The organism is Sphingobacterium deserti, assembly GCF_000757725.1.
GTDB classification, from domain to species: domain Bacteria; phylum Bacteroidota; class Bacteroidia; order Sphingobacteriales; family Sphingobacteriaceae; genus Sphingobacterium; species Sphingobacterium deserti.
The window spans coordinates 15,190-40,169 of sequence record NZ_JJMU01000065.1 but is presented as its reverse complement, the minus strand read 5'-3'; the positions used below and the strand labels follow the sequence as shown (position 1 = coordinate 40,169).

The 24,980-nt window shown below is 44.7% G+C and carries 16 protein-coding genes; 3 read left to right on the top strand and 13 right to left on the bottom strand.

What is annotated here, in order from left to right; all coding sequences use genetic code 11:
- Positions 1-514 precede the first annotated feature (514 nt).
- A complete protein-coding gene (locus tag DI53_RS20385) occupies positions 515-682 on the top strand; it encodes a hypothetical protein (protein WP_157836792.1) in 168 nt (55 codons plus the stop codon).
- Here DI53_RS20385 and DI53_RS16890 read toward each other — a convergent pair.
- The 8 genes from DI53_RS16890 to DI53_RS20200 all read right to left on the bottom strand — a co-directional run bounded on the left by DI53_RS16890 (position 656) and on the right by DI53_RS20200 (position 12,960).
- Complete coding sequence (locus DI53_RS16890) at positions 656-1,282, bottom strand: lipid-A-disaccharide synthase N-terminal domain-containing protein (RefSeq protein WP_037502539.1); 627 nt, start codon at positions 1,280-1,282, stop codon at positions 656-658. The genes DI53_RS20385 and DI53_RS16890 overlap by 27 nt on opposite strands.
- A complete protein-coding gene (locus DI53_RS16885; protein ID WP_206538054.1) occupies positions 1,269-2,021 on the bottom strand; it encodes a glycosyltransferase in 753 nt (250 codons plus the stop codon). The genes DI53_RS16890 and DI53_RS16885 overlap by 14 nt, the downstream gene beginning before the upstream one ends.
- Positions 2,009-2,962, bottom strand: coding sequence for an NAD-dependent epimerase/dehydratase family protein (locus DI53_RS16880; protein ID WP_037502536.1), 954 nt, complete (start codon positions 2,960-2,962; stop codon positions 2,009-2,011). The genes DI53_RS16885 and DI53_RS16880 overlap by 13 nt, the downstream gene beginning before the upstream one ends.
- A 12-nt stretch (positions 2,963-2,974) precedes the next feature.
- Positions 2,975-4,525 (bottom strand): ArnT family glycosyltransferase, encoded by a 1,551-nt coding sequence (locus DI53_RS16875; protein ID WP_052072513.1) that lies wholly within the window; start codon positions 4,523-4,525, stop codon positions 2,975-2,977.
- 193 nt (positions 4,526-4,718) lie between these two features.
- Positions 4,719-6,707 carry a heavy metal translocating P-type ATPase gene (locus DI53_RS16870; protein ID WP_081939487.1) on the bottom strand — a complete coding sequence of 663 codons (1,989 nt, stop codon included), beginning with the start codon at positions 6,705-6,707 and terminating at the stop codon, positions 4,719-4,721.
- A 9-nt stretch (positions 6,708-6,716) separates the two neighbouring features.
- Entirely contained in the window at positions 6,717-8,015 is a 1,299-nt protein-coding gene (locus DI53_RS16865; RefSeq protein ID WP_037502533.1) for an efflux RND transporter periplasmic adaptor subunit, read from the bottom strand.
- Positions 8,016-8,023: 8 nt separating this feature from the next.
- Entirely contained in the window at positions 8,024-12,340 is a 4,317-nt protein-coding gene (locus DI53_RS16860) for a CusA/CzcA family heavy metal efflux RND transporter (protein ID WP_037502531.1), read from the bottom strand.
- Between the two features lie 272 nt (positions 12,341-12,612).
- Entirely contained in the window at positions 12,613-12,960 is a 348-nt protein-coding gene (locus DI53_RS20200; RefSeq protein WP_131555339.1) for a DUF6660 family protein, read from the bottom strand.
- Between the two features lie 292 nt (positions 12,961-13,252).
- Here DI53_RS20200 and DI53_RS16850 point away from each other — a divergent pair, with 292 nt between their 5' ends.
- Positions 13,253-14,338: a zinc-binding dehydrogenase gene (locus DI53_RS16850; RefSeq protein WP_037502525.1), complete on the top strand. Its 1,086-nt coding sequence runs from the start codon at positions 13,253-13,255 to the stop codon at positions 14,336-14,338.
- Positions 14,339-14,341: 3 nt separating this feature from the next.
- Complete coding sequence (locus DI53_RS16845) at positions 14,342-15,598, top strand: MFS transporter (RefSeq protein ID WP_071790520.1); 1,257 nt, start codon at positions 14,342-14,344, stop codon at positions 15,596-15,598.
- A gap of 52 nt (positions 15,599-15,650) precedes the next feature.
- On the opposite strand, the gene DI53_RS16840 is transcribed toward DI53_RS16845, so the two are convergent.
- The 5 genes from DI53_RS16840 to DI53_RS16820 form a co-directional block, all read right to left on the bottom strand.
- Positions 15,651-17,078 (bottom strand): c-type cytochrome domain-containing protein, encoded by a 1,428-nt coding sequence (locus tag DI53_RS16840; protein WP_037502523.1) that lies wholly within the window; start codon positions 17,076-17,078, stop codon positions 15,651-15,653.
- Positions 17,075-17,959, bottom strand: a complete 885-nt coding sequence (locus tag DI53_RS16835) for a sugar phosphate isomerase/epimerase family protein (RefSeq protein ID WP_037502520.1) — start codon at positions 17,957-17,959, stop codon at positions 17,075-17,077. The genes DI53_RS16840 and DI53_RS16835 overlap by 4 nt, the downstream gene beginning before the upstream one ends.
- Before the next feature lie 9 nt (positions 17,960-17,968).
- Positions 17,969-19,465 carry a DUF1501 domain-containing protein gene (locus tag DI53_RS16830; RefSeq protein WP_037502518.1) on the bottom strand — a complete coding sequence of 499 codons (1,497 nt, stop codon included), beginning with the start codon at positions 19,463-19,465 and terminating at the stop codon, positions 17,969-17,971.
- A gap of 4 nt (positions 19,466-19,469) precedes the next feature.
- Positions 19,470-22,229, bottom strand: a complete 2,760-nt coding sequence (locus tag DI53_RS16825; protein WP_037502516.1) for a DUF1553 domain-containing protein — start codon at positions 22,227-22,229, stop codon at positions 19,470-19,472.
- A 288-nt stretch (positions 22,230-22,517) separates the two neighbouring features.
- Positions 22,518-24,881 carry an outer membrane protein assembly factor BamB family protein gene (locus DI53_RS16820; protein WP_071790519.1) on the bottom strand — a complete coding sequence of 788 codons (2,364 nt, stop codon included), beginning with the start codon at positions 24,879-24,881 and terminating at the stop codon, positions 22,518-22,520.
- Positions 24,882-24,980 lie beyond the last annotated feature (99 nt).

Here is a 24,980-nt window from a genome sequence, read left to right as displayed (position 1 = left end):
CTGCTTGTTGCAACATCTAAATACCGTATTTACCACAATGAAAATTATACGATGCTGGCATTAAGAGTTATAGTATACATCGAAATAAGTACGCTGCATCCTGTCAAAAAAATGCAGCGTACCTTAATTAACACATCTATCACTTACTGCTGTCGGTTATGGTTATTCCGCTCCTGCTAAGTAAAAAATCGAGCGCAGTTAGAAACTATAACGAAGTCCAAATTGCATCTGCCAACGAGATCCGAAAAAATCACGTGCGTAGCCGCTGCTGTTATCTCGTTCGAAAATATACACGGGTTAGGTCGAAGCCGTTCCTGCTGATGCTTCTCGCAAACCCACACTAGAAGTTGAATTGAACGTATTCGGTGAAAAGTATTGTATCCCCCAGTTTCTACTTAGTAAGTTTGTTAAATTGATAATGTCATAAGTAAAGGTCAGCGTACGTGGGCGTTTACCTTCGCGTTTGATATTAAAGGCTTGAGCAAATCGAAAGATAGCCAAGTACGAAAATGTGATGGATGGCAAGAAAGCTATCGAAGAGAGTTTAGATACCCTTCTACAGACCTTTAAAAAGTATGAGCAACTTGTTCAACAGCTTGCTGTCATGACAGGACAATACGAAAGGTTGCATCGGCAAGATCACGAAAACCCGCAATTACCGCTGACGGCGTATAATAAGTAAATTCCTGCTGTAGATAAACGCCCCGAATACATGTCCAAAGAAAAGGACGGGGTCCTTCCTTAAGATCGCATATATCAAAATGGCGATTGAACCGATAAGACTTATTCCCCAGAATCCGTAAGGTAGCAACGAGCGTTTGTTTGATTCAGACACGAGCCATTGCACGATAAAACGGAGGGTAAATAGCACCTGCGATACAATCCCAAGAATCAGTAGCGGCCGCGCAATATTCTCATGATGGAAAAGCTTTTCTCGATCATAAATTCCGTTATTATAACCGTAAATAATAAAGAATGCCGGGATGCCGAGTATAAGGATACGGAAAGGGAAATAGATTTTTTTCCAATGTCCCTCCAAATCCATGTTTCGAATATAGATGTAGTACGTTATCAACTGTCCTAACATGATCGAAAAGTCATCTCTAAGATAGCCATAGCAGAATAACAGGATGGATGCGAGCAAACTCAATTCCCAAAATAAGGAAGGTGTCACAACACGACGCTGCCTCTCTGTGAGTATCCATTGCAAAATTAATCTACTTGAAAACAGCACTTGAGCCAAAGCGCCGATCAGAAATACCCATGTGCTATTTTGGCCCATAGTCCCCTACTCTATATTGTATGTATTTACGTTTCATCCACAGATAAACAAAACAATCCGCCAATGGCCCTAAAAGGCGGTTCCAGGTGTTAAACTTTGAAGTACCTGTAATCCTTGGGTAGTGCCTTACCGGTAGCTGCAACACCTTACCGCCTTGCAAAAGAACCATCGCTGGTAAAAACCGATGAAGCCCCGAAAACATGGGAATAGCTTTTGCCACATCTGTTCTCAATATTTTCAAGGGACAACCTGTATCATCCACTCCATCATTGGTGAACAAGCGACGAAATGAATTAGCAAAACGTGAAGACAACCTTTTGGACAGCGAATCCTCTCGCTTCGCCCTTACGCCGGTTACGATTTCATAGTTTTCCATGTGCGGCAGCAATACATTAAAATCTTGTGGATCTGTTTGTAGATCGGCATCAATGTAACCTAGCAAAGGCGTCTGCACGTGATCAATCCCAGCCTTGATAGCCGCGCTTAATCCATAATTTTTATCGAGGAAAAGGTAGGAAAAGGAATCGTTTTTCTTGCAAATACTTTTTATTCCTGATCTGCTTCCATCCGTCGATCCATCATCCACAAAAAGCACACGCGTCTCTACTAAAGCCAATTTAAGATACTCCGATAGACTTGTGGCTAGACGTTCTAGACCCATCACTTCATTATAGATCGGAACAATGATGGTGAATATGGCGTCCATTCTTTTCTGATCATTTTTTGTTAATACTTCCATGTTATATCACGAAGGTTTTTTGATGTCCACAAAAGTTGGCGGTGCAAGCCCTCGGATAAGGGGATCTCGGGAACAAACCCAAGCAACGAGGTTGCTTTGTCGATTACGGCGGCAGTTTGCTTTTGATCACCAGGCCGTTCAGGAACTTCCCGCAACTTTATACGCTTCTTAATAAGCTGTTCTATTATTGCTATGCCTTCCATGGTGGTATATGAATCTTTACTACCGATATTAATAATTTGCCCTGATACGCGTTCTTCTTTGCCCTGTACTGCTGCGATACCACGAACGATATCGTCGATGTAGCTAAAACTCCGGCGATGTTCCAAGCTTCCTTTAAAAAGTGTAAATTCAAGATCGTTTAAACCGCAATGGATTAACTTACTGTATAATTTATCAGGTCGCTCCCGAGGGCCATATACGGAATACAGCCTTAAAGAACATGCCTTAAAATATCCACTCGTATGCGCCGACAGTACAAGTTGCTCAGCAGCGCTTTTCGTAATGCCATACCAGGAGATTGGGCGGACAATTGATTCTTCAGACTGTGTGGCGTTTAAACCATAGACTGACGATGTGCTGATGTTAACAAAAAGCTTTAGTGTCGGAAATGATTTCGCTAACGACACTAGATTTTCAGTGGCAATGATGTTGTTACGAATATAGTCGTCAAACATGCAACCTTGGTCAAGACCAGGCTGTGCTGCCAAATGAAAGACATAGTCGAAGTCTTTGGGTAATGGTTGCAAAATTTGCGATAGGTCTGTCTCTATGAACTTCAACCCTTTATCTCGGAGCGTACGTAAATTGAGCAGTTTCTGCTCCTTGGAATAAAAAGATGAAATGTTGTCAATGCCGGTTACTTCATATCCCATATCCAAAAAACTTTCTGTTAAATGAGAGCCTATAAAGCCGGCGACGCCGGTGACTAGTATTTTCATTCGTTAAGATTTCTATTGCACCAATTTATACGCAGCATTATTTGCTACTTCTTTGTTTAACATGCTTTTAAGATATTCTTGCAACGGCTCATTCGCCGCGGTCTTTTGACGATTTAAAAAAAGGATACATCCGGTAAACTGTCCACTAATTACGGCCTCTTTTGAAACGGCTTGCACAGGTGCAGCAAGGTAGACGTCCATGTTTTCAGGTCGCTTTATTTCCAAGCTTACATAGCAAGGTTTAACATTTTCAGATTCGTACAAGCTTTTTCCGGCAGCGGCCAGCTCTCCATATCCCAGATCCGCATTGTACTGCGCTACAAAACAGCCAGCAATGAATACCGTGGCCAGTAATCCCGCGCCTAGAGTAAATACAGTCCGGGCTATCGTACGCTTGACGATGATAAAATAAAAGCCTGCAATTCCTGATAGACTTAATATTGCACAACAAAGCATGAGCGGGAGAGAAATATCGACTGACATAAAAGCAGGCAAAATAAGCAGGCTAGGTGCAGCTAAGAAAAAGATTACAGCCGGGATGGCAAGGCAAAACCGAAGTAGGCGGGATTCCGACATTCTATTTTGCAACAGCGCTGCAAGATAGACAAGAAAAGGCAAGCAAGGAAGCAGGTAAATATCAACTTTCGAGCTTACAAAGGAAAGGAATAAGAAGGTAGTACCAAATACCACCGCGAAAAACAATTCAAGATCAGATAAGCGAACCCGTTTTTTTAACGCAAGTCCATAGATCGTGAAGATCATAATCGACCATGGCGCTAGAACATACCAAATGCTTATGCCATAAAAATAGAATGGCCGCTTATGATGGAAGGCATCGACGGCGCGATCTACCGTCTGATGCAAGAGTAAATTTTGTAGATACGCATGTCCGCCTTCTAGCCAAACAAAATAAAACCAAATGAAAGAAGGGATAACAATAGCAAGCAAGGTACGCCAGTTCCAATACCGTGTAAAAGTGGATAGCTTACCCCGAATTAATAAAAAAACAACCGGGGATAATAGGGGGATAATTACGCCCATTGGACCTTTTGTAAAAACAGCGAGGAATATAAAGATTCCAAATATCCACTGCCCCCCCTGCAGCGAAACTTTACCCAAATACATGCGATAAAAGGTATGGAGCGCTAATACAATAAACATCGTCATCAGCATATCCATGCGTATAACCGCCGCGCCACCAATAAAAAACAAACTGGAAAACAACATCAAAGGAGCCATCAAGCGCCATTCAGCAGATAGGTAGTCGGCCGTCCAACGGTATAGCGTGTAAATAATCGCTAAGGCAGGGAGCGCAGAAAACAACCCCAGTATCAACATATTATGATGACCAACAATATTCTTGGCGAGCATCACTAGCCATAAATAAAGCGGCGGCTTATCAGCATAGGCAACACCATGATGCAAGAAAGCGAAATAGCGATGCAGACCTAGATTTTCATCTGCTATGCTAAGATACCGCAGTTCATTATCAGGCGTGAAATCGCGCGTCATAAATTGTGGGATCAGCGCCAGCAGAAAAAGCAAACAATACGTGTATTTCATTAAAATAATTTGAATGCCATGTTACAAATACTGAAGAAAGGCAGCCATTACTCTATTCGAAAATAAAAAAGTTTGAAAACAAATCCAAAACCATTAGAGTTAATCTCTATCCACAAAATTTCTTTGTAAATTATCTACTACAATCCAATACTTCCGTCGGCGAATGATTTTAAATCAAGCATCACAGCATAAATCAATCATTTTTGTAAGCCAACAAGCGTAGCGCGTTACCTACAACTAGCAACGTAGAGCCTTCATGTACAATCACGGCAGGGCCAATAGTTGTGATTCCTAAGATAGTGAGCGGAATAAGAATAGCAACGATACCCAAACTCACCCAAAGGTTTTGTTTGATGATTCTTTTAGCTTGGCGGCTGAGGCCAATAGCAAAAGGTAAACTATCAAGTTTATCACCCATCAAAGCAATGTCTGCTGTTTCCAGTGCTACGTCAGATCCGGCCGCGCCCATGGCAATCCCAACTGTGCTTTTAGCCATGGCAGGCGCATCGTTCACACCATCGCCCACCATAGCTACCATACCTTCCGTCCTATCCAATTTTTCAACAGCGGACACCTTATCCTCAGGCATTAAATTGCCCATCGCTTCTGTAATCCCAATCTGTGCAGCGACCGCCTCGCCCACTTGTTGATTGTCTCCTGTCAGCATGACCATCTTTTTAATGCCCATTTTTGTTAACCGTTGCAATACTGACTCGGCTTCCGGCCGAGGGACATCCATCAGGGACAAAATGCCGATATATTGGTCATCCTCCCTGACCAACATCGTCGTTCGGCCTTCCTGTTCCAGTTTTTCAATGTTTGTAATGATTTCGAATGGTATATTGTCTACGCCAAACAGCGCCTTATTACCAACCGAAAGCTTCTTTCCTTCTACAATGGCCTCAACGCCACGACCTACAATGCCTTTTACTTTGCTAACCTGTGGAAGCGGATCACCTCCCAACCGCTCCAAGCCACCTCTAACGATAGCTTCTGCAAGCGGATGATCACTCAACTTTTCAACAGCAACTGCTACTTTCAGCAAATGCGTTTCCGACGTCAGGTGTAAAGGAATTACATGTGTGAGCTTAGGTTTGCCTTCTGTTAGCGTTCCCGTTTTATCGAAAGCAATTGCTTCTAGGGATCCCAAGTCTTCCAACGGACGACCGCCTTTTATTAATACACCACCACTCGCCGCGCGCGCCACGCCACTTAGCACTGCGCTTGGCGTCGAGATAGCAAGTGCACAGGGGCTTGCGGCCACTAGAACGGCCATCGCCCGGTAAAAACTTTCGGCAAAGGTTTCATCCAATACCAAGAAGGCAAAGCATAAGCCCGTAGCGAGTATAAGCACAAAGGGGACAAAGTATTTTTGAAATTTATCTGTAAGCAATTGTGTCGGTGATTTTTGCTTTTCAGCTTCATTGACCATTTTTATCAATCTTGAAATGGTCGAGTCTTTTGCTTCTTTCAATACTTTTACCTCCAACACTGCAGAGCCGTTTATTGTTCCGGCAAAGACACGATTTTCTGGTTTCAGTTTATCGATGTCCTTAATTGCTACAGATACGTCCGCTATGGCTATCTTATCAACGGGAACGCTTTCCCCCGTGATAGGCGCTTGGTTTACACTGCCTTCGCCTTGCACAATCAGGCCATCGGCAGGAATTTTGCTATTGGGTTTTATAACGATCAAATCGCCGACGACAAGATCTTCAATGGGCAGTTCCAGCGTCTCGCCATCTCGCTTGACTAAGGCTGTCGGTGGCGCCAAGCTAGTCAATGCGGCAATTGATTTTTTAGCCTTGGCCATGGCATAGTGTTCTAGCGCATGGCCGATACTGAAGAGAAACAGCAACAACGCTCCTTCTGCCCATTCGCCCAAAGTGGCGGCACCAATTGCTGCCACTAACATCAGGAAATCTATTTCGAAGCCTCCTTTTCGAATAGTATGCACCGCTTCACTTGCGGTAAAGAAGCCGCCTAAGAAGTAGGCAATTATATAGCAAATCAACGGCACAGCTGTCGGTAAACTATTTAAAAAAGATAGCCCCCAGCCTACTGCCAGAGCAAAACCGCACCCCAACGCAAATATGAGTTCTGTTTTTTCGCCAAATAGTGCAACATGTTTATGCGATTCAACCTCTCCTGTTTTTTGTGTCCTTATTTCGTTCGCTTTCATAACTGTTCGTTAATGTGAATGTCCACCTGTATTACTTAGTTTAGCATTGATAAAAAAGCCACCTTTGATGACGATCTTTGCTCCGGCAGGAATGCTTTCAACCGGAGTGATAGCGGTATATCCCATCTCCGACACACCTTTGGCAACCTCGATTTTCTCAAAGTTTATCTTGCCGCTATCTCTCGCTGACGCATCATGATCGTCATGGCTATGGGCATGGCCCTCGCCTTCCTCATGCACGTGCCCTTTCTCGTCATGATGTTCTTCGCCCTCTTTATCCGTCTGCACGAAAATATAAAACTTGCCATCGGCTTCGACGATAGCATCGTTGGGTACAGCAGGGACGGTAGCATGATCTAAACTTATCATCCCTACGGTATTCATACCGTCTATTAGTCCGTCTTTATTACCAATCACCGTGCAATGAACAGCGACAGATTTGCTATCGCCCTCGAAGGATGACCCGATACTGAAAACCTTTGCCGAAAAGCTGCTTCCCGGATTATTGGTAATAGTGAAATCCACCATTTGCCCAACTTTGATATGGGGCAGATCTTTCTCAAAAATCTGAAGATCTAAATGTAACAAACTGTTGTCTACCACTTCCAATACCGGCGAAGAGACATCGACATAACTACCAATCTTCGCAAATACATTGCTCACTGTTCCGCTTATTGGGCTCGTCACCACCAAGCTAGCGCGCAGATTGCCATTACTGATATTGGCGGGACTGATCCCCATCAGCTGCACCTGTTGTTGAAGAGACGCTTTGCGCGTGCGTAAGGTATTCAACGTCGAGTTTGCCGTTTCCAAGTTCTTGCGCGTACCTGCATTCCCAGCATTCAATTCTTGCTGCCTTTGCAGTTCCTGCTCCGCTAATATAATCTGACTGGTAATAGTTAAGTAATCCTCTTGCACCTGAATAAATTGCGGGTTGCTAACTGTGGCAATCACCTGCCCCTTTCGAACCTTATCGCCCAGCTGGACGGACATCGTTTTAATGACACCTCCATAAAGCGAGGCTGCATTTGCCTTATTGTTGTTTGGTACGCTGAGCATACCATTCGCTTGGATCATATTGGTCAGACTTTTTTGTTCAATACCCCCCAGCTGTATACCTACAGCAGCAATTTGTTCAGCGGTAAGTGAGGCTATCGTACTAACCTCTTCGTGCCCTTCTTCCCCGCCCCCTTGTTGTTCGCTTGATGAACCGTGCGCGTGCCCATCACCTTCCGAATGCTGCTGTCCACATCCGGAAAGCATAAATGTTAGTAATAAAGCATAAAATATATGATTGTTGACTTTCATTGCTTCTGCTATTTATTGTTATAATAATTGAATTCTATGGCTGATTGGTTGTACACATTTAGTACATCTAGATAGTTTTGACGGATGCCAATTGCTTGACTTAAGAACTGGCTGAGCTCCGCGAAGCCTATTTCTCCGGTGTTGTAGCTCAGCGTTGCCGCCTTTATAATTTCCTCAGCCTGGCGCAAACCATCGGCTTCATAAAACTGCAGAAGCTCCACATTTTTTTGGATGGATGCTTGCGCATTTGATTGCTGTGTTGTTAGCTCTTGTTTTCGTAACGACAGTGTTTCTTCCTGCACTTGCATTTCGGCCCGCGCTGCACGCACCTTATTTCTATTGGCGGCAAGCCCAAAGATCGGAAAGGCTGCAGTTACCGAAAACCCAGTGAAGGGATCCGGCGCACCCCACAGCCGCTGCGAAAAGAAACGACCACTAAAATCCGGCATATTTCCCTGCTTCTGCAAGTCGATGTTCTTTTCCGCTATTGCTATGTTCTGCTGTTGCAATGCAAGTATTGGATGCGATTCCGATAGCTCTAATAGGCTCACGTCAATCTTCTCAAGTGCAGTTTCAACCGGTAACATCCATTCATTCACATTCATCAATAGCATCAACTGCTGTTGTTGAATGATCATTTCTTTCTTATTCTGTTCTACTTGCGCGCGTATTTCACTGGACTTCGCCTGCGCCGCGATCTTATCTAATGCTGCCACATCACCAGCTCGGAGACGTAGATCGGTCGCCTTAAAAAGGGATGTGTAAATACTATCTAACTTGTTATAAAGACGTTGGCGATCTTGAAGATACCACAACTGATAATAGGCCGTGCGCACATCCCGTTTTATGGTTGCCTGCAACATGTCCTTGTTCATCTGTGCAAACTTCAATTGTTCCTGCATATACCTTCGCCGGGCAGCAAATAACCCTGGCCAAGGCAGATCTTGAGAAAGTCCGATCTTCAAAATCCCAACATTATCCGAAGGTCGATAATCTTCGTTTTCAACAAAGACGCCCGTTTTTGGTACATCGTTGGCTGTTTTAACTTGCAGTCCGGCCGACGCAATCTCAGCATCATTTACTTTAAACTGCCGGTTGTTTTCCATAGCGGTATCTATAGCGCTGGCTATGGTGATTCGTTGCTGCGCGCGTAAACTTGCAGCAGACATACCTATAATTAACAAGGTGGTCGTCATAGTCTTCATATTTCTTCCCTTCAGGATGTTAAACTTTCGATTGAATATGATATAGAGCAAAGGCAAAACGAAAAGTGTCAGAAAGGTTGCGGTCACTAAACCACCGATCACGACAGTGGCTAAGGGCTTTTGAACTTCCGCCCCTGCACTAGTGCTTATTGCCATGGGTAGGAAACCAAATGATGCGACCATAGCTGTCATCAGTACCGGTCGCAAGCGTGTCAGCGTTCCTTCTTTTACGCGTTGAAACACATCGGCCATTCCTTCCTTTTCCAACTGGTTGAACGTCCCGATAAGCACTATTCCGTTTAGCACTGCAACGCCGAACAGTGCGATGAATCCTATACCGGCGCTGATACTGAAAGGCATATCGCGTAGAAGTAGTGCAAATACACCACCTATTGCACTCATCGGTATGGCCGTAAAGATCAAAATAGCCTGTTTAACGGAATGGAATGTAAAGAACAGCAACATGAAGATCAAGAGTAAGGAGATCGGCACTGCGATCATCAAGCGCGCACTCGCCTCCTGCAGATTTTCAAATTGTCCGCCGTAGGTGAAGTAATAGCCAGATGGAAGTTTTACTTTTTGGTTCAGTTGCGTTTGGATATCGCCTACCACACTTTGTACATCCCTTCCCGCAACGTTGAACCCGATCACGATCCGACGCTTTCCTGCCTCTCGACTTATTTGCGCAGGTCCCAGTTTATAGCCTACGTTCGCAATCTGGTACAGTGGAATTTGGTTGCCCCCCGATATCGGAATTAAAAGGTTGCTGACATCATCAATATCATTACGGCTTGAACTATCCAAACGGACCACCAAGTCAAAACGGCGCTCGTTTTCATACACCTGCCCAGTAGCCTTCCCGGCAAAAGCTGTGCTCACGATATCATTCACCTGCTGCACAGACAAGCCATAGTTGGCAATTTTAATACGGTCATATTCTATATTGATCTGTGGCAGGCCACTTACCCGTTCGATCTGCGGAGCCGTAGTCCCCGGGATCGCTTGCACCACGCGCCCTACCTCGACGGCCAGATTGGCTAGGCTATCCATGTTTTCACCAAATATTTTAACAGCTACGTCTTGCCGTATGCCGGTCATCAGTTCGTTAAAGCGCATCTGTATCGGTTGGTTTTTTTCAAAAAATACCCCAGGGATCACTTCCAGACGCTCCATAATGGCATCAGCCAGTTCATTATAACTGCGCCCAGATGTCCATTCCGACTGTGGCTTCAGCACCACCATCATATCTGTGGCTTCAGGCGGCATGGGATCGGTAGGCACTTCCGCTGCGCCCGTCTTGCCGACAACCATTTTTACTTCCTCAAACTCTTTGATAATGCGGGAAGCCTTCATTGATGTTTCAATACTTTGGCTCAGGGAGCTGCCCTGTGGCAAGATGCAGTGAAACGCAAAATCACCTTCTTGCAATTGCGGAATAAATTCGCCCCCCATACGGCTGAAAACGAAGAGTGCAACAGCAAATATCGCCACAGTAGCCGCAACGATGATGTACTTTATGCGGATAGCCTTTTGCAATAACGGCGCATACAGCTTTTGAAGTTTTTCCATAAACCGGTCGCTAAAGGTTTTCTTGCTATGCCCTTCTTTAGGAAGAAATAGGGCACACATCATCGGGATGTAGGTAAGCGACAGAATAAGCGCGCCTAAGATGGCAAAACCGACGGTTTTTGCCATCGGCGTAAACATCTTGCCCTCTACGCCGACTAGCGTCAATATCGGGATGTAAACGATTAGAATAATAATTTCGCCAAAAGCCGCACTTGTGCGGATTTTCGAGGCAGATTCAAATACTTCATCGTCCATTTGCCGCTGCGTTAGCCTTTCTGTAGATTTCCGAAGCCCAAGATGATGCAGTGTCGCTTCGACGATGATAACGGCACCATCCACAATGAGGCCAAAATCTATCGCCCCCAAGCTCATCAAATTGGCGCTCACGCCAAAGACGTTCATCATGCCCAGCGCAAAGAGTAGCGAAAGTGGTATCGCTGAAGCAACGATCAAGCCGGCGCGTAAATTTCCTAAAAACAAAACCAGTACGAAGATGACAATCAATGCACCCTCAAGCAGGTTCTTCTCCACCGTACTGATTGCTCGTCCGACTAGCTCCGTACGGTCTAAATAAGGTTCGATTACGACATCATCGGGCAGTGATTTCTGTATTGTAGGCAACTTTTCCTTAACACGTTTCACCACTTCATTACTGTTTTCTCCCTTCAGCATCATGACCACGCCACCTACGGCATCGACTTCACCATTGTATGTCAGTGCACCGTAGCGCACCGCACTCCCAAAGCGAACATCAGCGACATCTTTCACATAGATGGGCACCGTTCCAGTAGTTTTTACAGCAATATTTTGTATGTCTTCGATGGAAGTCACCAATCCGATACCGCGGATGAAGTAAGCGTTCGGACGTTTATCGATGTAGGCTCCACCCGTGTTTTGATTGTTCTGCTCCAAAGCAGTAAAAATCTCCGGAATGCTTACGTTCATCGCCTTCAAACGATTAGGGTTAACGGCGACTTCATATTGTTTAAGTTCGCCACCAAAACTATTTATTTCGGCGACGCCTGGCGTGCCATATAACTGCCTTGCAACAATCCAATCCTGCATGGTGCGGAGATCCTTGGCATTGTATTTCCCCTCACTACCTTTTTTTGGGTGGATAATATATTGGTATACTTCCCCAAGACCCGTACTCACGGGCGCTAGTTCGGGCGAACCGATGCCCGCGGGAATAGATTCAAGCGCTTCTTTAAGTCGCTCGCCGATAAGTTGTCGCGCAAAGTAGATATCCACATCCTCCTCGAAAACAACAGTAATCACTGATAGCCCAAACCGGGATATGCTGCGTATTTCTTCGATGCGCGGAACGTTAGCAATGCTTTGCTCTATGGGAAAGGTAACCAATTGCTCGACCTCTTGACCCGCCAAGGTAGGACAAGAGGTAAAGATCTGCACTTGGTTGTTTGTTATGTCAGGGACGGCATCTATCGGGAGTTTTGTTGCACTCCAAGCGCCCCAAATAATAAGTACCAAAGTCATTAAACCAATAATGATCTTGTTCTTTATACTAAATCTTATAATGTTGTCTAACACAATACATCTTATTTATGGTAAACATGAAGTCTTCTGCTGGATGAAGATCTACATAAACGGTATACTGATTTGCTTATATTACTTAGCTGAAGGAAATGCCCGATTATTTTTCTGCTTTTCTAAATTGCGCAATCGTTTACATTCCATCGTGAAAAATTGAGAGATAAGTAAGCAATACGCGTAGACTCTTCTCATTTTTCTCCTGAAAAATAATATAGCTTTGAAACCTGATCGGGTTGAAATCCTGATAGGTTACAACGTGGGTGAAAAATTTAAACGATGTATTTTGGCGGTTGCCAGACTCGGTTGGGGTAATTATTTATGCTGGGTGCATCGATCTCTGGTTGCGCTACAGAAAGCTTAAAAACTACTTTTCTGTCGATACCCGCTTCAAACATTTGCAACGGTTCGATTTTTATACTGCAGCAGTGGCAGGAACAAAATGGGGAACAACCATCTTGATTGTGGTCGTGCTTCTCATGATTTTGTGTCCCAGAATCGCTACTGCTATGCGCCATAGCTGATGACATCGCCGGCAATAAGTCATCTCCACCATCTCGGCAAGGGAGCGCCGAAAGGACGAGAAAGTAGATTGACAATATGCTTAAAACCAGCTTCATTGATACAAATGTAAAAAAAGTTTCGAATATCAACTTAATTTAAAAATTAAAGTGCTTAGGTTGCTGAAGGGCGTCATTGGGCTATCTTGGACCTATTGAACAGCTAATAATGAACTGAAGAGCTGTGTCGGAGTGTCACTCCATTACTGCAACACATCTCATTTAAACGGAAGTGTGAAATTGAAAAAGCAAACCGAGAAAGAGCTTAATATAAAAATAACACATAATATTATTAGTATATATAAACTTTGTTTAGTATTGCATATCTTTTAATATACCTTTATAAAAGACTATGAAAAACGGAACATTCTACATCTTTAACGGCGCCAATAGCAAGTTTCAGAAGAACGACGAACCAATACGGGATCTCTTAGCGGGGGAAATTTTGGTGGGCATTGCGTATGCTACAATCTGTGGGAGCGATATACATACATTCTGCGGTATCCGTGAGGAGGCTACTCCCAGCATATTAGGGCATGAGATTGTAGGTAAAGTGCTCAGTTTAAATTCTGAAGGAGCAAACCTAGATGCTTTAGGGAAGACCATCTCTATCGGCGACAGGATAACTTGGACAGTTTACGCGAGCGATCCAAACACCAATGTATACAACCCTGATGTGCCGCAAAAAAATCAAGATCTCTATAAATATGGACACCGTAGGCTAACTGACGGTGATGATTTTAACGGCGGACTTGCCACACATATTATACTTCGCCCGCATACCGTTGTGCGCGTGCTGCCTGATGACCTTCCCCTCCAGGTTGCTGCGACCATCAATTGTGCTATCGCTACGGCGGCGGGAGCGATTCGGTTAGCAGGCGAAAGCTGTGGTAAAAGAGTTGTTATTTCCGGTATGGGCTTGCTCGGCCTAACTATCGTTTCTATGTTTAAAGAGGCTGGTGCCAATGAAATCATTGTGAGCGATGTGCAACCTGAGCGGCTAAAGCTAGCTAAGGCTTTTGCTGCCGATGTAACTATCAACACGAACGACGTCTCTTTACAAGAATACATGGAAAGCCAGTGTAAGACAGCAGATATTTATGTTGATATGAGTGGCGTCCCGGAAGCTATGGAGCAAGGCATTGCTGCACTAGGCGTTAATGGCAGGGCGGTGCTCGTAGGTGCTGTTTTTAAACAGCATAAGATTAGCCTTGACGCGGAAAATATAATCCGAAAACTTATTACGATACGCGGCCTGCATAACTATAATTATGAAGATTTTAATTTCGCCGTGGACTTTATGGTAAACCAATGGAAAAATTATCCTTTCCAGGATTTGATTGAAAAGGAATTCCATTTTGATGAGGTGGATATAGCCTTTGAATTTGCCGTATCCAACAAACCAATTCGTGTAGGCATCAACCAGAATTTAAGCTAATTCATGATGAAAGAGAGCGCACTTCAAAGCAAGCAGTGGCGAATGTTGTTTGTAACGATGTTTTGCTACCTGTTTTTTTATACAGGAAGGCATAATTTCGGCTGGGCGGTAAAGGGAATGTCCCGCGAACTGCATATTAGCTTTGAACAGATTGGATGGATCAGCTTTTCCATGTTGATTGGTTATGCTATCGGTCAATTGATTAATGGGAATCTGGCTGATCGATTAAGTCCGAAGATTATGATACTTTGCGGCGGCACGCTATCCATCATCTGCAATATTAGTATCAGTTTCGCAACTGGCTATACCACAGTACTCGTTTTATGGACGCTTAACGGTTATTTCCAATCCATGGCCTGGGGCTCGGGCAGCAAATTGATTTCTAACTGGTGGGACGATGAGCATCGAGGACGAGCTTTCGGCTTTTACACGATGGCTGCAGGTAGCTCATCTGTTCTGACATTTTTTATGGCCTTGTTGTTAGTACAGCAGAACCAAAGTTGGCGTACGCTTTTTCGCTATCCTGTTTTATTCCTGTTAGGCGCTTTAATTGTTTTTCTACTAATGGCAAGAAGTAGCCCCAAGCCAATCGCCGACCAAAAAGAAGATTCGCCGGAAAGCGGTAGCCATCAGTCAAAAAGTTGGAAAAAGGATTATAAGGAAGTATTTGCCAATCGAAAGTTCATTACAGCTTCATTAGCGATTGGATGCCAAAGCATGGCGCGCTATGGACTTATCTTTTGGGTTCCTATCCATTTTTTAGGGGAAAACTACAAAAATAGTGACGCCAATTTATGGCTGACGCTTTTTATACCCATCGGTATGGCGATTGGAGCTGTATCTTTTGGCTATATATCTGATTATTTATTTAACAGAAACCGCAGCAAATCCATATGTGCTGGAATGATCGTAAGCTCTTTCATCGCTTTGAGCATCTATTACGTACCCATCACAAACCAATTCGGAGCATCGATATTGATGTTTGCAGCCGGATTTTTTGTTTATGGGCCACAATCTAACTTTTGGACACTAAATCCCGAGCTCTTGGGCACTAGGCTGGTGGGTACGGGCACGGGCGTTATGAATATGTTTGCATATGTTTTTGCAGCCATCGGAGAACCTTTGTTTGGTAAAATAATCGATTACACGGGAAAGACCGCTAACATTTTCCTCGTTGTCGCTGTTATCTGTGCCATATGCGCTGTTATCATTTCGTTCGTTAAAACAGAACAACAGCCTGCATCAGCGAAAATTACCTAAAAAGGTAGTCCTGATAGCATACAGCGCATTTACAATGCACGCTGCACAACAGTTAAAAGATAACGGAGTCTGACGGTAGATAAGGAAGAACATAATTACCTGTGTCCACCCTTATTTTGCTATTTCCCTCGCCAGTCTCAGTTTCGCGCAATTGGGTGTTAAATGCATACAAGTGTGTCAATGTTGGAATTTTCTGAAGATGGATTAATGCTTGTTGAGTGACTTTTGTGCCTACAAGATTTATATACGTTACTTTTTTCAACCGTTGTAAATGTAGCAATCCTTCATCTGTCACAGCCGTGTATTCCAAATGCAATCGATGTAACACGGGAAATTTTGCCACAGTTATCATACCGGCATTGGTCACGGCCGTACGTCCAATTTTTAGTTGAACGATGTTGTCTTTAATTGCCAGAAGATCTTCTAAATCTTTGTTGCTAAACTGGGCGTAATTTACTGCGTTGACCATGACCATATTGTTGTCCGCTGCAATTGACATTATCTTAATGCCTCTAGCTTGCCATGCCTGAATTTTATCTTTTGGCAAAGGGGGCGCCGCAGGAAGCGCCGCGTATAAAGAGGTCTCTTCTTGATGTCCATTTTCTAATTTGGTCAAGATAGTTAGAATTTCTTTGGACTGTGGCAGCTCCTTCCCTTTCCGTTCAAAATCTGCCCCAGCGGCTATCCACCATGAGATTAGTTTTATTTGGTCCATTGTAATCGGCGACCGCCCGCTGGGTGGCATACGTTTTTCGTGCCCCTCTGGCAAAACCAAACGGGCGTACAATTCACTTTTTACCGTGTCGCCCTTTACGAGCACTGCACCACCATCCCCACCTTGTAACATAGCTTGTTGATTGTGAAGCGCTAGTCCGCCCTCTCGTTTCTTCTCGCCATGACAGCTTTGGCAGCGCTGTTTTAAAATAGGTTGGATAATATCTTGATAGACCACAGCCTCTTGCGCATTCGTTAAGGTGAATACCCCCTCCTTTGGTGGAGCTATGCCGAGTGTACTTTTCAACGCCGTGGGCAATACATCCTTCATGTATCCCTCTCCATGTGTTAGCGTTCCTCCGAAATGACCAGCGACTCCCACTAGTATGACGACAATCAACAGAAACATCAGCCTTTGGCTACGAAGTACTTGTATCCATATTTTGGCATGCGTGGGCGCTCGGTACAATAGAAAAGTAACCACACTAATTACCGCGACAGCAACTCCCAGCCATTTATGGTATCCCAATACATCAGCTTCGTACCCTCCATTTCGCGACAAGAAATAGCCGGTAATACAAGCGACAATGGCTGCGACTGATCCCAGTAGGAGCGTAAACCGAATGGCACTAAAGTACTCCAGCTGCTTACGATACCGATCTACGACAGCCATAGCAAATGCCAGTATTAACATACCGATGGGTAAATGCACCAATAGTGGATGCCATCGTCCGATAAATAGAGCTAATTCTTCCAAAAACATCATTCTGTGGCGTAGCGGGCTTTTAAAAGATGTAACATATATACGTTGATTTGCCATTGATCGGCCACAGGCTGCTGCGTGTACGGCAAGGTTGGTAGATAGCCCGCGGGGCCAAATTCCGTTGTGATCGTTAACTGTCGGTTGTGTGTTTTATGCTGCATGACGACCTCATCCCACCAAGCTAGATGTCGGTCAACGGCGCTTTTCCACTCGGGAGCTGCAGGGTCATTCACCTGTGGTCCTTCGGGGTGTCCTATTCGCGCATGAATATGACTGGTACGTCTCAATGCCTGCGCAACTGTTTCTTCTTGATCTTCGAGCAATGATTCGTGCACGTTGCACCAATGTGAAATGTCCAACGCTAGCTGCAGGTGGGGAATTTTATCCAGGTAGCCCTTTGTCACATGTGCTGCAAAACTGAATCGCCCACGATGCGTTTCGTGATAGACCGGAAGGTTATAATGTTTACTAATCTTTTCACCAAGCGTTATCAGCCGTTCATTTTGTTCGAATGTATAGTAATCTTTTCCCGTATGGCAATTGATGTAATCCGGGCGATGTTTAGACGCAGCTTCCAAATTTGAACGAAAATTTGCTGCATACTGCTCAAAATTGGTGCCGCTGCCACCAACAAGAAGCCCCAACGATAAGTTATGCTTTTTTAAAGCTGTCAGCATCTCTTGCTGTTCCTCTGTCGTTGCGGGAAGCCAGGTTTCTATGCCGTCATATCCCGCTGTTTTCACTTTTGCGCAAAACCTAGCCCAAGATTCTTGCATGCCCCAATTTGTACAATAATACTTGATAGGCAACTTTACTGATGTTTGTGCCGGTAGCAAGGTTAGCTGTACCAGAACAAACCATCCTAGCAGATAAATATATTTCATAAATGGTTTTTAAACGATCGCCTGAATAAGATTTCCTTCTACATCCGTTAAACGAAATGGACGTCCCTGAAATTCATAAGTAAATTTTTCATGGTCAAACCCAAGGAGGTGAAGCATAGTGGCATGCACATCATGCACAGATGCGCGTCCGCTCACGCCTGTAAAGCCGATTTCATCTGTCTCCCCATAACTCACACCATTGCGAATACCCCCGCCTGCCATCCATATGGTATACGCATCGGTGTGATGATCCCTACCCAAAAATGGCATATCACTGTTATCACGATTCTCTTGCATTGGCGTTCGACCGAACTCTCCTCCCCAGACAACTAATGTCTCATCCAATAGTCCTCGTTGCTTTAAATCCATGATCAAGGCCGTCATTGGTCTATCTATTTCACGGCATTTGTTTCTGAATCCCAGATCGATTGAATCTGTAGGGTTCGTACCATGACTATCCCAGCCCCAATCAAAAAGCTGCACGAATCGAACACCTTGCTCAACCAACTTACGTGCAAGCAAGCAATTATTCGCAAAAGATTCTTTGCCTGGCTGTGTGCCATACAATTCATGAATATACGCCGGTTCCTTAGCAATATCCATGACTTCGGGGACTGCAACCTGCATTTTATAGGCCATTTCATATTGCGCAATACGCGACAATGTTTCCGGATCTTTAAATGTCTTATATTCCTCCTTATTTACCTCATTGATGGCATCAATGGCACTCCTTTTCAAATCACGACCTATCCCATCTGGATCCGCAATATACAGCACCGGATCGCCTTTCGATCGGCACTGTACACCTTGATAAACTGATGGAAGAAAACCGCTCCCCCACACACTTTTACCGGCGTCGGGTGTCTTCCCTCCGGAAGTGAGCACAACAAATCCGGGCAAATTGCTATTCTCCGAGCCGAGGCCATACGTTACCCAAGAACCGATACTTGGACGCCCAAGCCTCGCGTTGCCTGTGTGCATAAAAAGCTGTGCAGGACCATGATTGAACTGATCGGTATGCACTGCCTTCAGGAAGCTAACTTCATCAACAACTTTACTGAAATGCGGTAGATGGTCAGATACCCAGGCTCCGCTCTGTCCATACTGTGCGAAGGTAGCCTGCGGCCCTAACATTTTAGGCACACCACGTATAAAGGCGAATTTCTTTCCTGCCAATAGCGATTCTGGACAAGGCTGATTATGTAGCTTATGCAAGGCAGGCTTGTAGTCAAACAGTTCCAACTGAGACGGAGCGCCAGCCATATGTAAGTAAATAACGCTTTTGGCTTTTCCTGGGAAATGCGGCGATTTTGGCACTAAAGGATTTAATGCATTTAAATCAAAAGCGCCGTCCGCACGCTGCACACCGCCTCCACAATTACCCAGCAACCCGCCTAAGGCAATACTGCCTATACCTGCCACACATTCCTTCAAAAAGTGGCGTCTTGTGACAGCATGTAGTTGCTGTTGCTGAGCCTCATTTAACAGTTTGCTTAAATCTTTCATGATGTTACGATTTTGTTAAAAACTCATCCAGGTTCAGTATGGCGTTAGCGACTAGCATGTAGGCAGCCCTCGACACTAGCTCTTCGCGTTTCAATGTTGCGGGGTCTACGCCGATAAACTTAGCAGCTTCCTTCGGGTTCTTCGAAAAGTTGTCGAGCGCCTCCGTATGCAGCTTTTGCAATGCTGTAATTTTTTGAGGGATCGGGTCCTTCAACATAGCATGTCGATAGCCTGCCTCAATACAAGACGCTACATTCCCTTTCCCTTCCGCTATCATTAATGTGGCCAATTGCTTTGCTGCTTCCAAGTAAACCGGATCGTTCAGCGTGGTTAACGCCTGTAATGGGGTGTTCGTCCGTATTCTATCTACCAGGCAAACTTCTCGGCTAGAGGCATCAAATGTAATAAAGGATGGATAGGGACTGGTGCGTTTAAGAAACGTATATACCCCTCTTCGGTACTGATCTTCACCGGTGCTTGTGACCCAAGATGCACCACTATATACCGTCATCCAGACACCGTCCGGCTGATGCGGCATTACACTTGGTCCATACATCTTTTTGCTTAACAAACCACTTACCGCAAGCGCCTGATCCCGGATCTGCTCGGCTGATAAGCGAAATCTTGGGCCACGGGATAGGTAATAATTTTCCGGATCCTTGGCTACGTCTTCATTGTTCAGACTTGACGACTGCCTGTACGTAGAAGATAGCAAGATTTCTCGTATTAAGCTTTTTATATGCCAATTGTGTTTGTGCATAAGGTTAAAGGATAAATAGTCGAGCAGTTCCCGATGAATAGGTGGCGTGCTTTGCGTCCCCATATCACCAAGTGGTTCTACCAGTCCACGACCAAATAGTTGTGCCCACACACGGTTTACCAAAGTGCGGGCCGTTAACGGATTATCCTTACTAACGATCCACTGTGCAAACCCTAAACGATTTGCCGGAGCGTTCTTTGGGAAATCGTTCAGCGTTTCAGGGACCATCGGTTGCACCTCTGTCCCTGGTGTCAATCGGTTTCCGCGCTCAAATATAAACGTCTTTCGCTGCATGTCCTGCGGGTTTTCAATCATGACCGGCACACTCTCGGCGTGGCTATTCACCACTTGTAGAAATGCGCGTTGTACTTTCGCTTGATCAGATCCTGCGCCAGACATCGGAAATGCTTCTAAAAAAGCGAACCACTCAATCATACAGACCGCTTGCTCCGCCGGGATCGACGGATTTTTGAAAACTAAGTACAAGTCGTGTACTCCAGCATGTGCAGCCAGCGGTGATACGATGACTTGTCGGCCTTTGGTCGCCGGAATGTTCACCCTAGCTAACAAGTCTCCCTGCACGCTACCCTTCCGGATTTCCAATGTCCCGCCACCAACATCCGTCCAGAAGTTCATATAAAACTGCTTCTTATCTGTTAAGCTGACGTCACGCAGCCGGGCACTCCCCCCGTGCCGTATACCCAACCATTTCGTATCGTATAAAGCACCATTCACTAGCTTATCGCTGTAATGTGCGTGAATTTTCGGTTCCAGGGTGTGTAGAAAAAGATCCGCTGACTTTACAAGGTTGGCACTTCCGCTATGGGTCAGCCAATACTTGATACTATCAATATGTTGTTCCTCTTCCGCAGTGTAAAAGCGCAATTTTGGGTGATCGCCTTCTGTGTCCTCATCGCGTGTATTATTAAAAAAAGCGACAGATTTATAGTATTCATCAAATTTGAAAGGATCGTATGTATGGCTGTGGCACTGCACGCATTCAAATGTTGTGCTTAACCACACTTGATAGGTCGTGTTCACACGATCCAAAACCGCTGCTACACGAAACTCTTCGCTATCTGTTCCTCCTTCATCGTTATTCATTGTATTTCGATGGAATGCTGTCGCAATCAATTGATCCTTGGTCGGATCTGGAAGAAGATCACCGGCCAGCTGTTCGATGGTGAACTGATCAAAAGGCATATCCTGATTAAGCGCTTTAATTACCCAATCCCGGTATGCCCAAATCTGCCGGTATCCATCTTTTTCATAGCCTTTGGTATCAGCATAGCGCGCCATATCCAACCACCAGGAGGCCCATTTCTCCCCGTATTGCGGCAGCGAAAGCAGACTATCTACACGCCGCTGATAGGCATCATCTCGCTTATCGTTTACGAAAGCCCGCGTTTCCTGTAAACTTGGCGGCAAGCCAATTAGATCGAGGTAAAGTCTGCGTAGCAATGTTTCCCTATCGGCCACAGCGGAAAAAGATAAGCCCTTTTGGTTAAGTTTATGCTGTATAAAATAATCGATGTCATTTGTTAAACTTTCTGACTGCCACCCTATAAGTCGGGCCAAAGAGAAGGGTTTCGGCACGTCCACATCAGTCGGCACAGTGTATGCCCAGTGTTCTCCCCATTTCGCGCCTTCGTTCACCCACCGTTTTAGGATAGCAATCTCGCTATTGTTGAGCATGGGCGCATTGTAGGGCATTCGTAATTCTGGGTCGTCCGAGGTTAAACGTTTGATAAATTCGCTGTGCTCAGCATCGCCACGCACAATGGCCGGCTTACCGGATTCTGCCTTAGCAAAAGCTTCATTCTCGAAAAGAAGACTAAATCCACCGTTCTTTTTCACACCGCCATGGCAACTTATACAATGTTTATTAAGTATAGGTTTCACATCCGTGCTGAAGTCTACCGGCGCTTCCTGCTGAACGGCAAAGAATCCAACGGTGGCAATGATAACGGTCAAAAAAAAGATAACCAATAGTTTCCTTTTCATGGTATCAATGGTTTATAAATTTAGTAGCTCATAGGTTTACAATGGAAGTGCGTTGCCAGATCCATTTTTAAATTGCAGCATTCTATCTAGACGCTCCTTTTATTTTTTAAAGTCCTTACTATGTGACGCTTTAGACACAATCAAAAGAAATGCTAAACCACTATTAACTGCTCAGCATTGCAACACTCTTTCGAAAATACACAACTATGTTTACAAATACTAAATATAACTAGTTTTTTACAAATAGTTGGAATCTTAGGGTTGCGATAAAAGGCAAATGCGATGGCGTTATGATTTGAAGTGTATTCGATGGACATTGCCCGCGAAATCTGTAATAAAAATTTCATCGTCTGCTATGAAAGGATCCCCTAGAATAGGCGCGCCTATCTCTAATTCTGCGATTAGCTTGCCCCTGCGGTCAACCATATATAAAAAGCCGTCTGAACCTCCAAACACGAAATAATCTTTAAACGGCACCACTGCTGACTCTACTGTCGCAACAAGTTCGTGGCGCTCTGGCGATGTGTAAGATGAGGTATAAATTAATGACTCTCTCGTCGTGAAATGCCACCTTTTTTCTAAGCTTTGTTTATCGACAGCCATTATGCCACAATTGCCTGTGGGCACGACCAGCAAGTCATCATGAACTAATGGTGAACCCATCGACTTAAAGTCTTCTGAAAAGGTATGTTTACGGATTTCTTTTCCCGAAGGTTCGTCCAATACAAACAGCGTGTTTAACCCTGCAACGAACAGATGTTGACCATCCATCGCAATTCCACTACTTCGAAAACGAATGCCTTCATCCTTTTTGCTCCATAATAGTTTCCCTGTTCGGCGATCGTGTAGAAATAAGCTGTTCCAGTTGGCGCCGGTAATGAGGCTGGTGGCGGTGGCATATAACTCGCCGGGCATAGCTTGTCCTCCATTCCAGTCCCTGTTCTTCCAAAGCAACTGACCCGTTTGGAGATCGAGCGCCGACAGGTAAGACCCAAAACCAGTATAATACACATTATCCTGCAGCGCGCCGGCCGACATATAATTGGGCAATGTGCGGCCTAAATGTAGCTCCTTCTGCCAGATTAACGCACCTGTCTCAGCATCCAATGCATATACGTTGCCTTCCACATCTGTCGTTACGAGGATCCCGGCCGCAATACGCATTTTTTGCTTTACAGAATTTTTTGTGTTAAATCGCCATATTTGCTTACCGGTAGCTGCGTTTAGCGCGATGATCGCTGCCTTACCGTTTCCGGCATCGTCTATGGTTGCCGCATAAACCTTCCCACCATGCAGCAGAGGACCTGCTTTCCATATATTTGATTCAAGATTGCTTGTCCAAATCAAATCCATCGACGGCATTTTCTTATTTTCGCCAAAATACTCCCTCCGAATGTCATATTCACCATTGACGTAGTTCACCTGTAGCTCCACGTAGCGGTCGCGATTTATGTCTTCCCGTGTATGCCCTTCCCATGCCCAGTCGCTAACAGCACTAAGATCAAAAGTGCTGAGAAGATTTCTCTCTGCATCTAGAATTGAAGCGCTCACATTTTTAATTGGTCGATCACTATCGTACGCGATAGCGTGCAGCTTCAGCTTATTTTCTGTCAGCACAGGCTTGGCGATTTTCACATGGCTACGCAAATTGGTGTAGCGAGGCGTGATAGACGCTATTCCCGCCCCGGTCAGTTTAATGTGTAAAAATTGTTCGACAGCGTGATCAATCCCCCCTTTGTTAGGTGCATTGCTTGATACAATCTTTACGTCGTTTTCGATATCGTTCCAAACAAAGTTATCGTGCCAATGACCAAAGAGCCAAGCTTTCAAATTGAAGTGCTTCAGATCAATAGAATCTCGCTCACCACGCAATACATAATCTGAGCCTATGTCAAAATCATGGTTGATAAAAATTAGTGGCTTGTCTTTTCCTTTCAACAGCAAATCTTGCTTCAACCAAGCTATGACTTGATCCTTTGTATAACTTGGCTTATAATCACCATTCCACATTGGGGTTACCACAAAATGTGCAGGGCCCGCTTCAAACGAATAGTAGCTCGGACCAAATAAGCTCTCAAACATCTGCTCGCCATACGCTCCCTTCACCAAATCATGATTTCCCACCGTATAATACACCGGTCTTCCCATCAGCTTACTATTTACTTGCTGTGCATGGAAACGCATCCCATCTTCATAGCAAATATCACCGGTGTGCATGATAAAAGACGATTTATTGGCCCGCGAAAAATTACGCACATTATCAATCCAAGTTCCGTATATCGATGTTTCGGTGTCGGTTATCTGTATAAAATCCAGGAAATCTTTTTGCTGATGGGGATCGTGCTGTAGCGGAAAATCAAGCGTTGATAATGTCGAATCCTGCAACTTCAGGTAATGTCCATTTGCAGCAAAATATCCAAATGGGGTAGTCATAAATAAAAAACGGCTATCTGCTTGAGGAGATAGTGTAAAGAGACCATCAACATTCGTCTGTACGACTGTGAATCCATCCGAAATACAAACATTAGCCACACCTTTCTCCGAGAGGTCGTAGAGGCCGTTATTATTCGCGTCTATAAAAACGCGTCCGGATATCTGTGCCTGCAAAAACGAGCACAAAAAGAAGAAGAAAAGCAAAGAGTAGTATCGCATGATTAAGTTTTTTATGAGCTCGCTAAGGGTCGATGTGTTTTTTTACTGCCATGGGAAATGGCCAGATTATTCTTTTGTGTGACTATGTTTGGCAAGCAT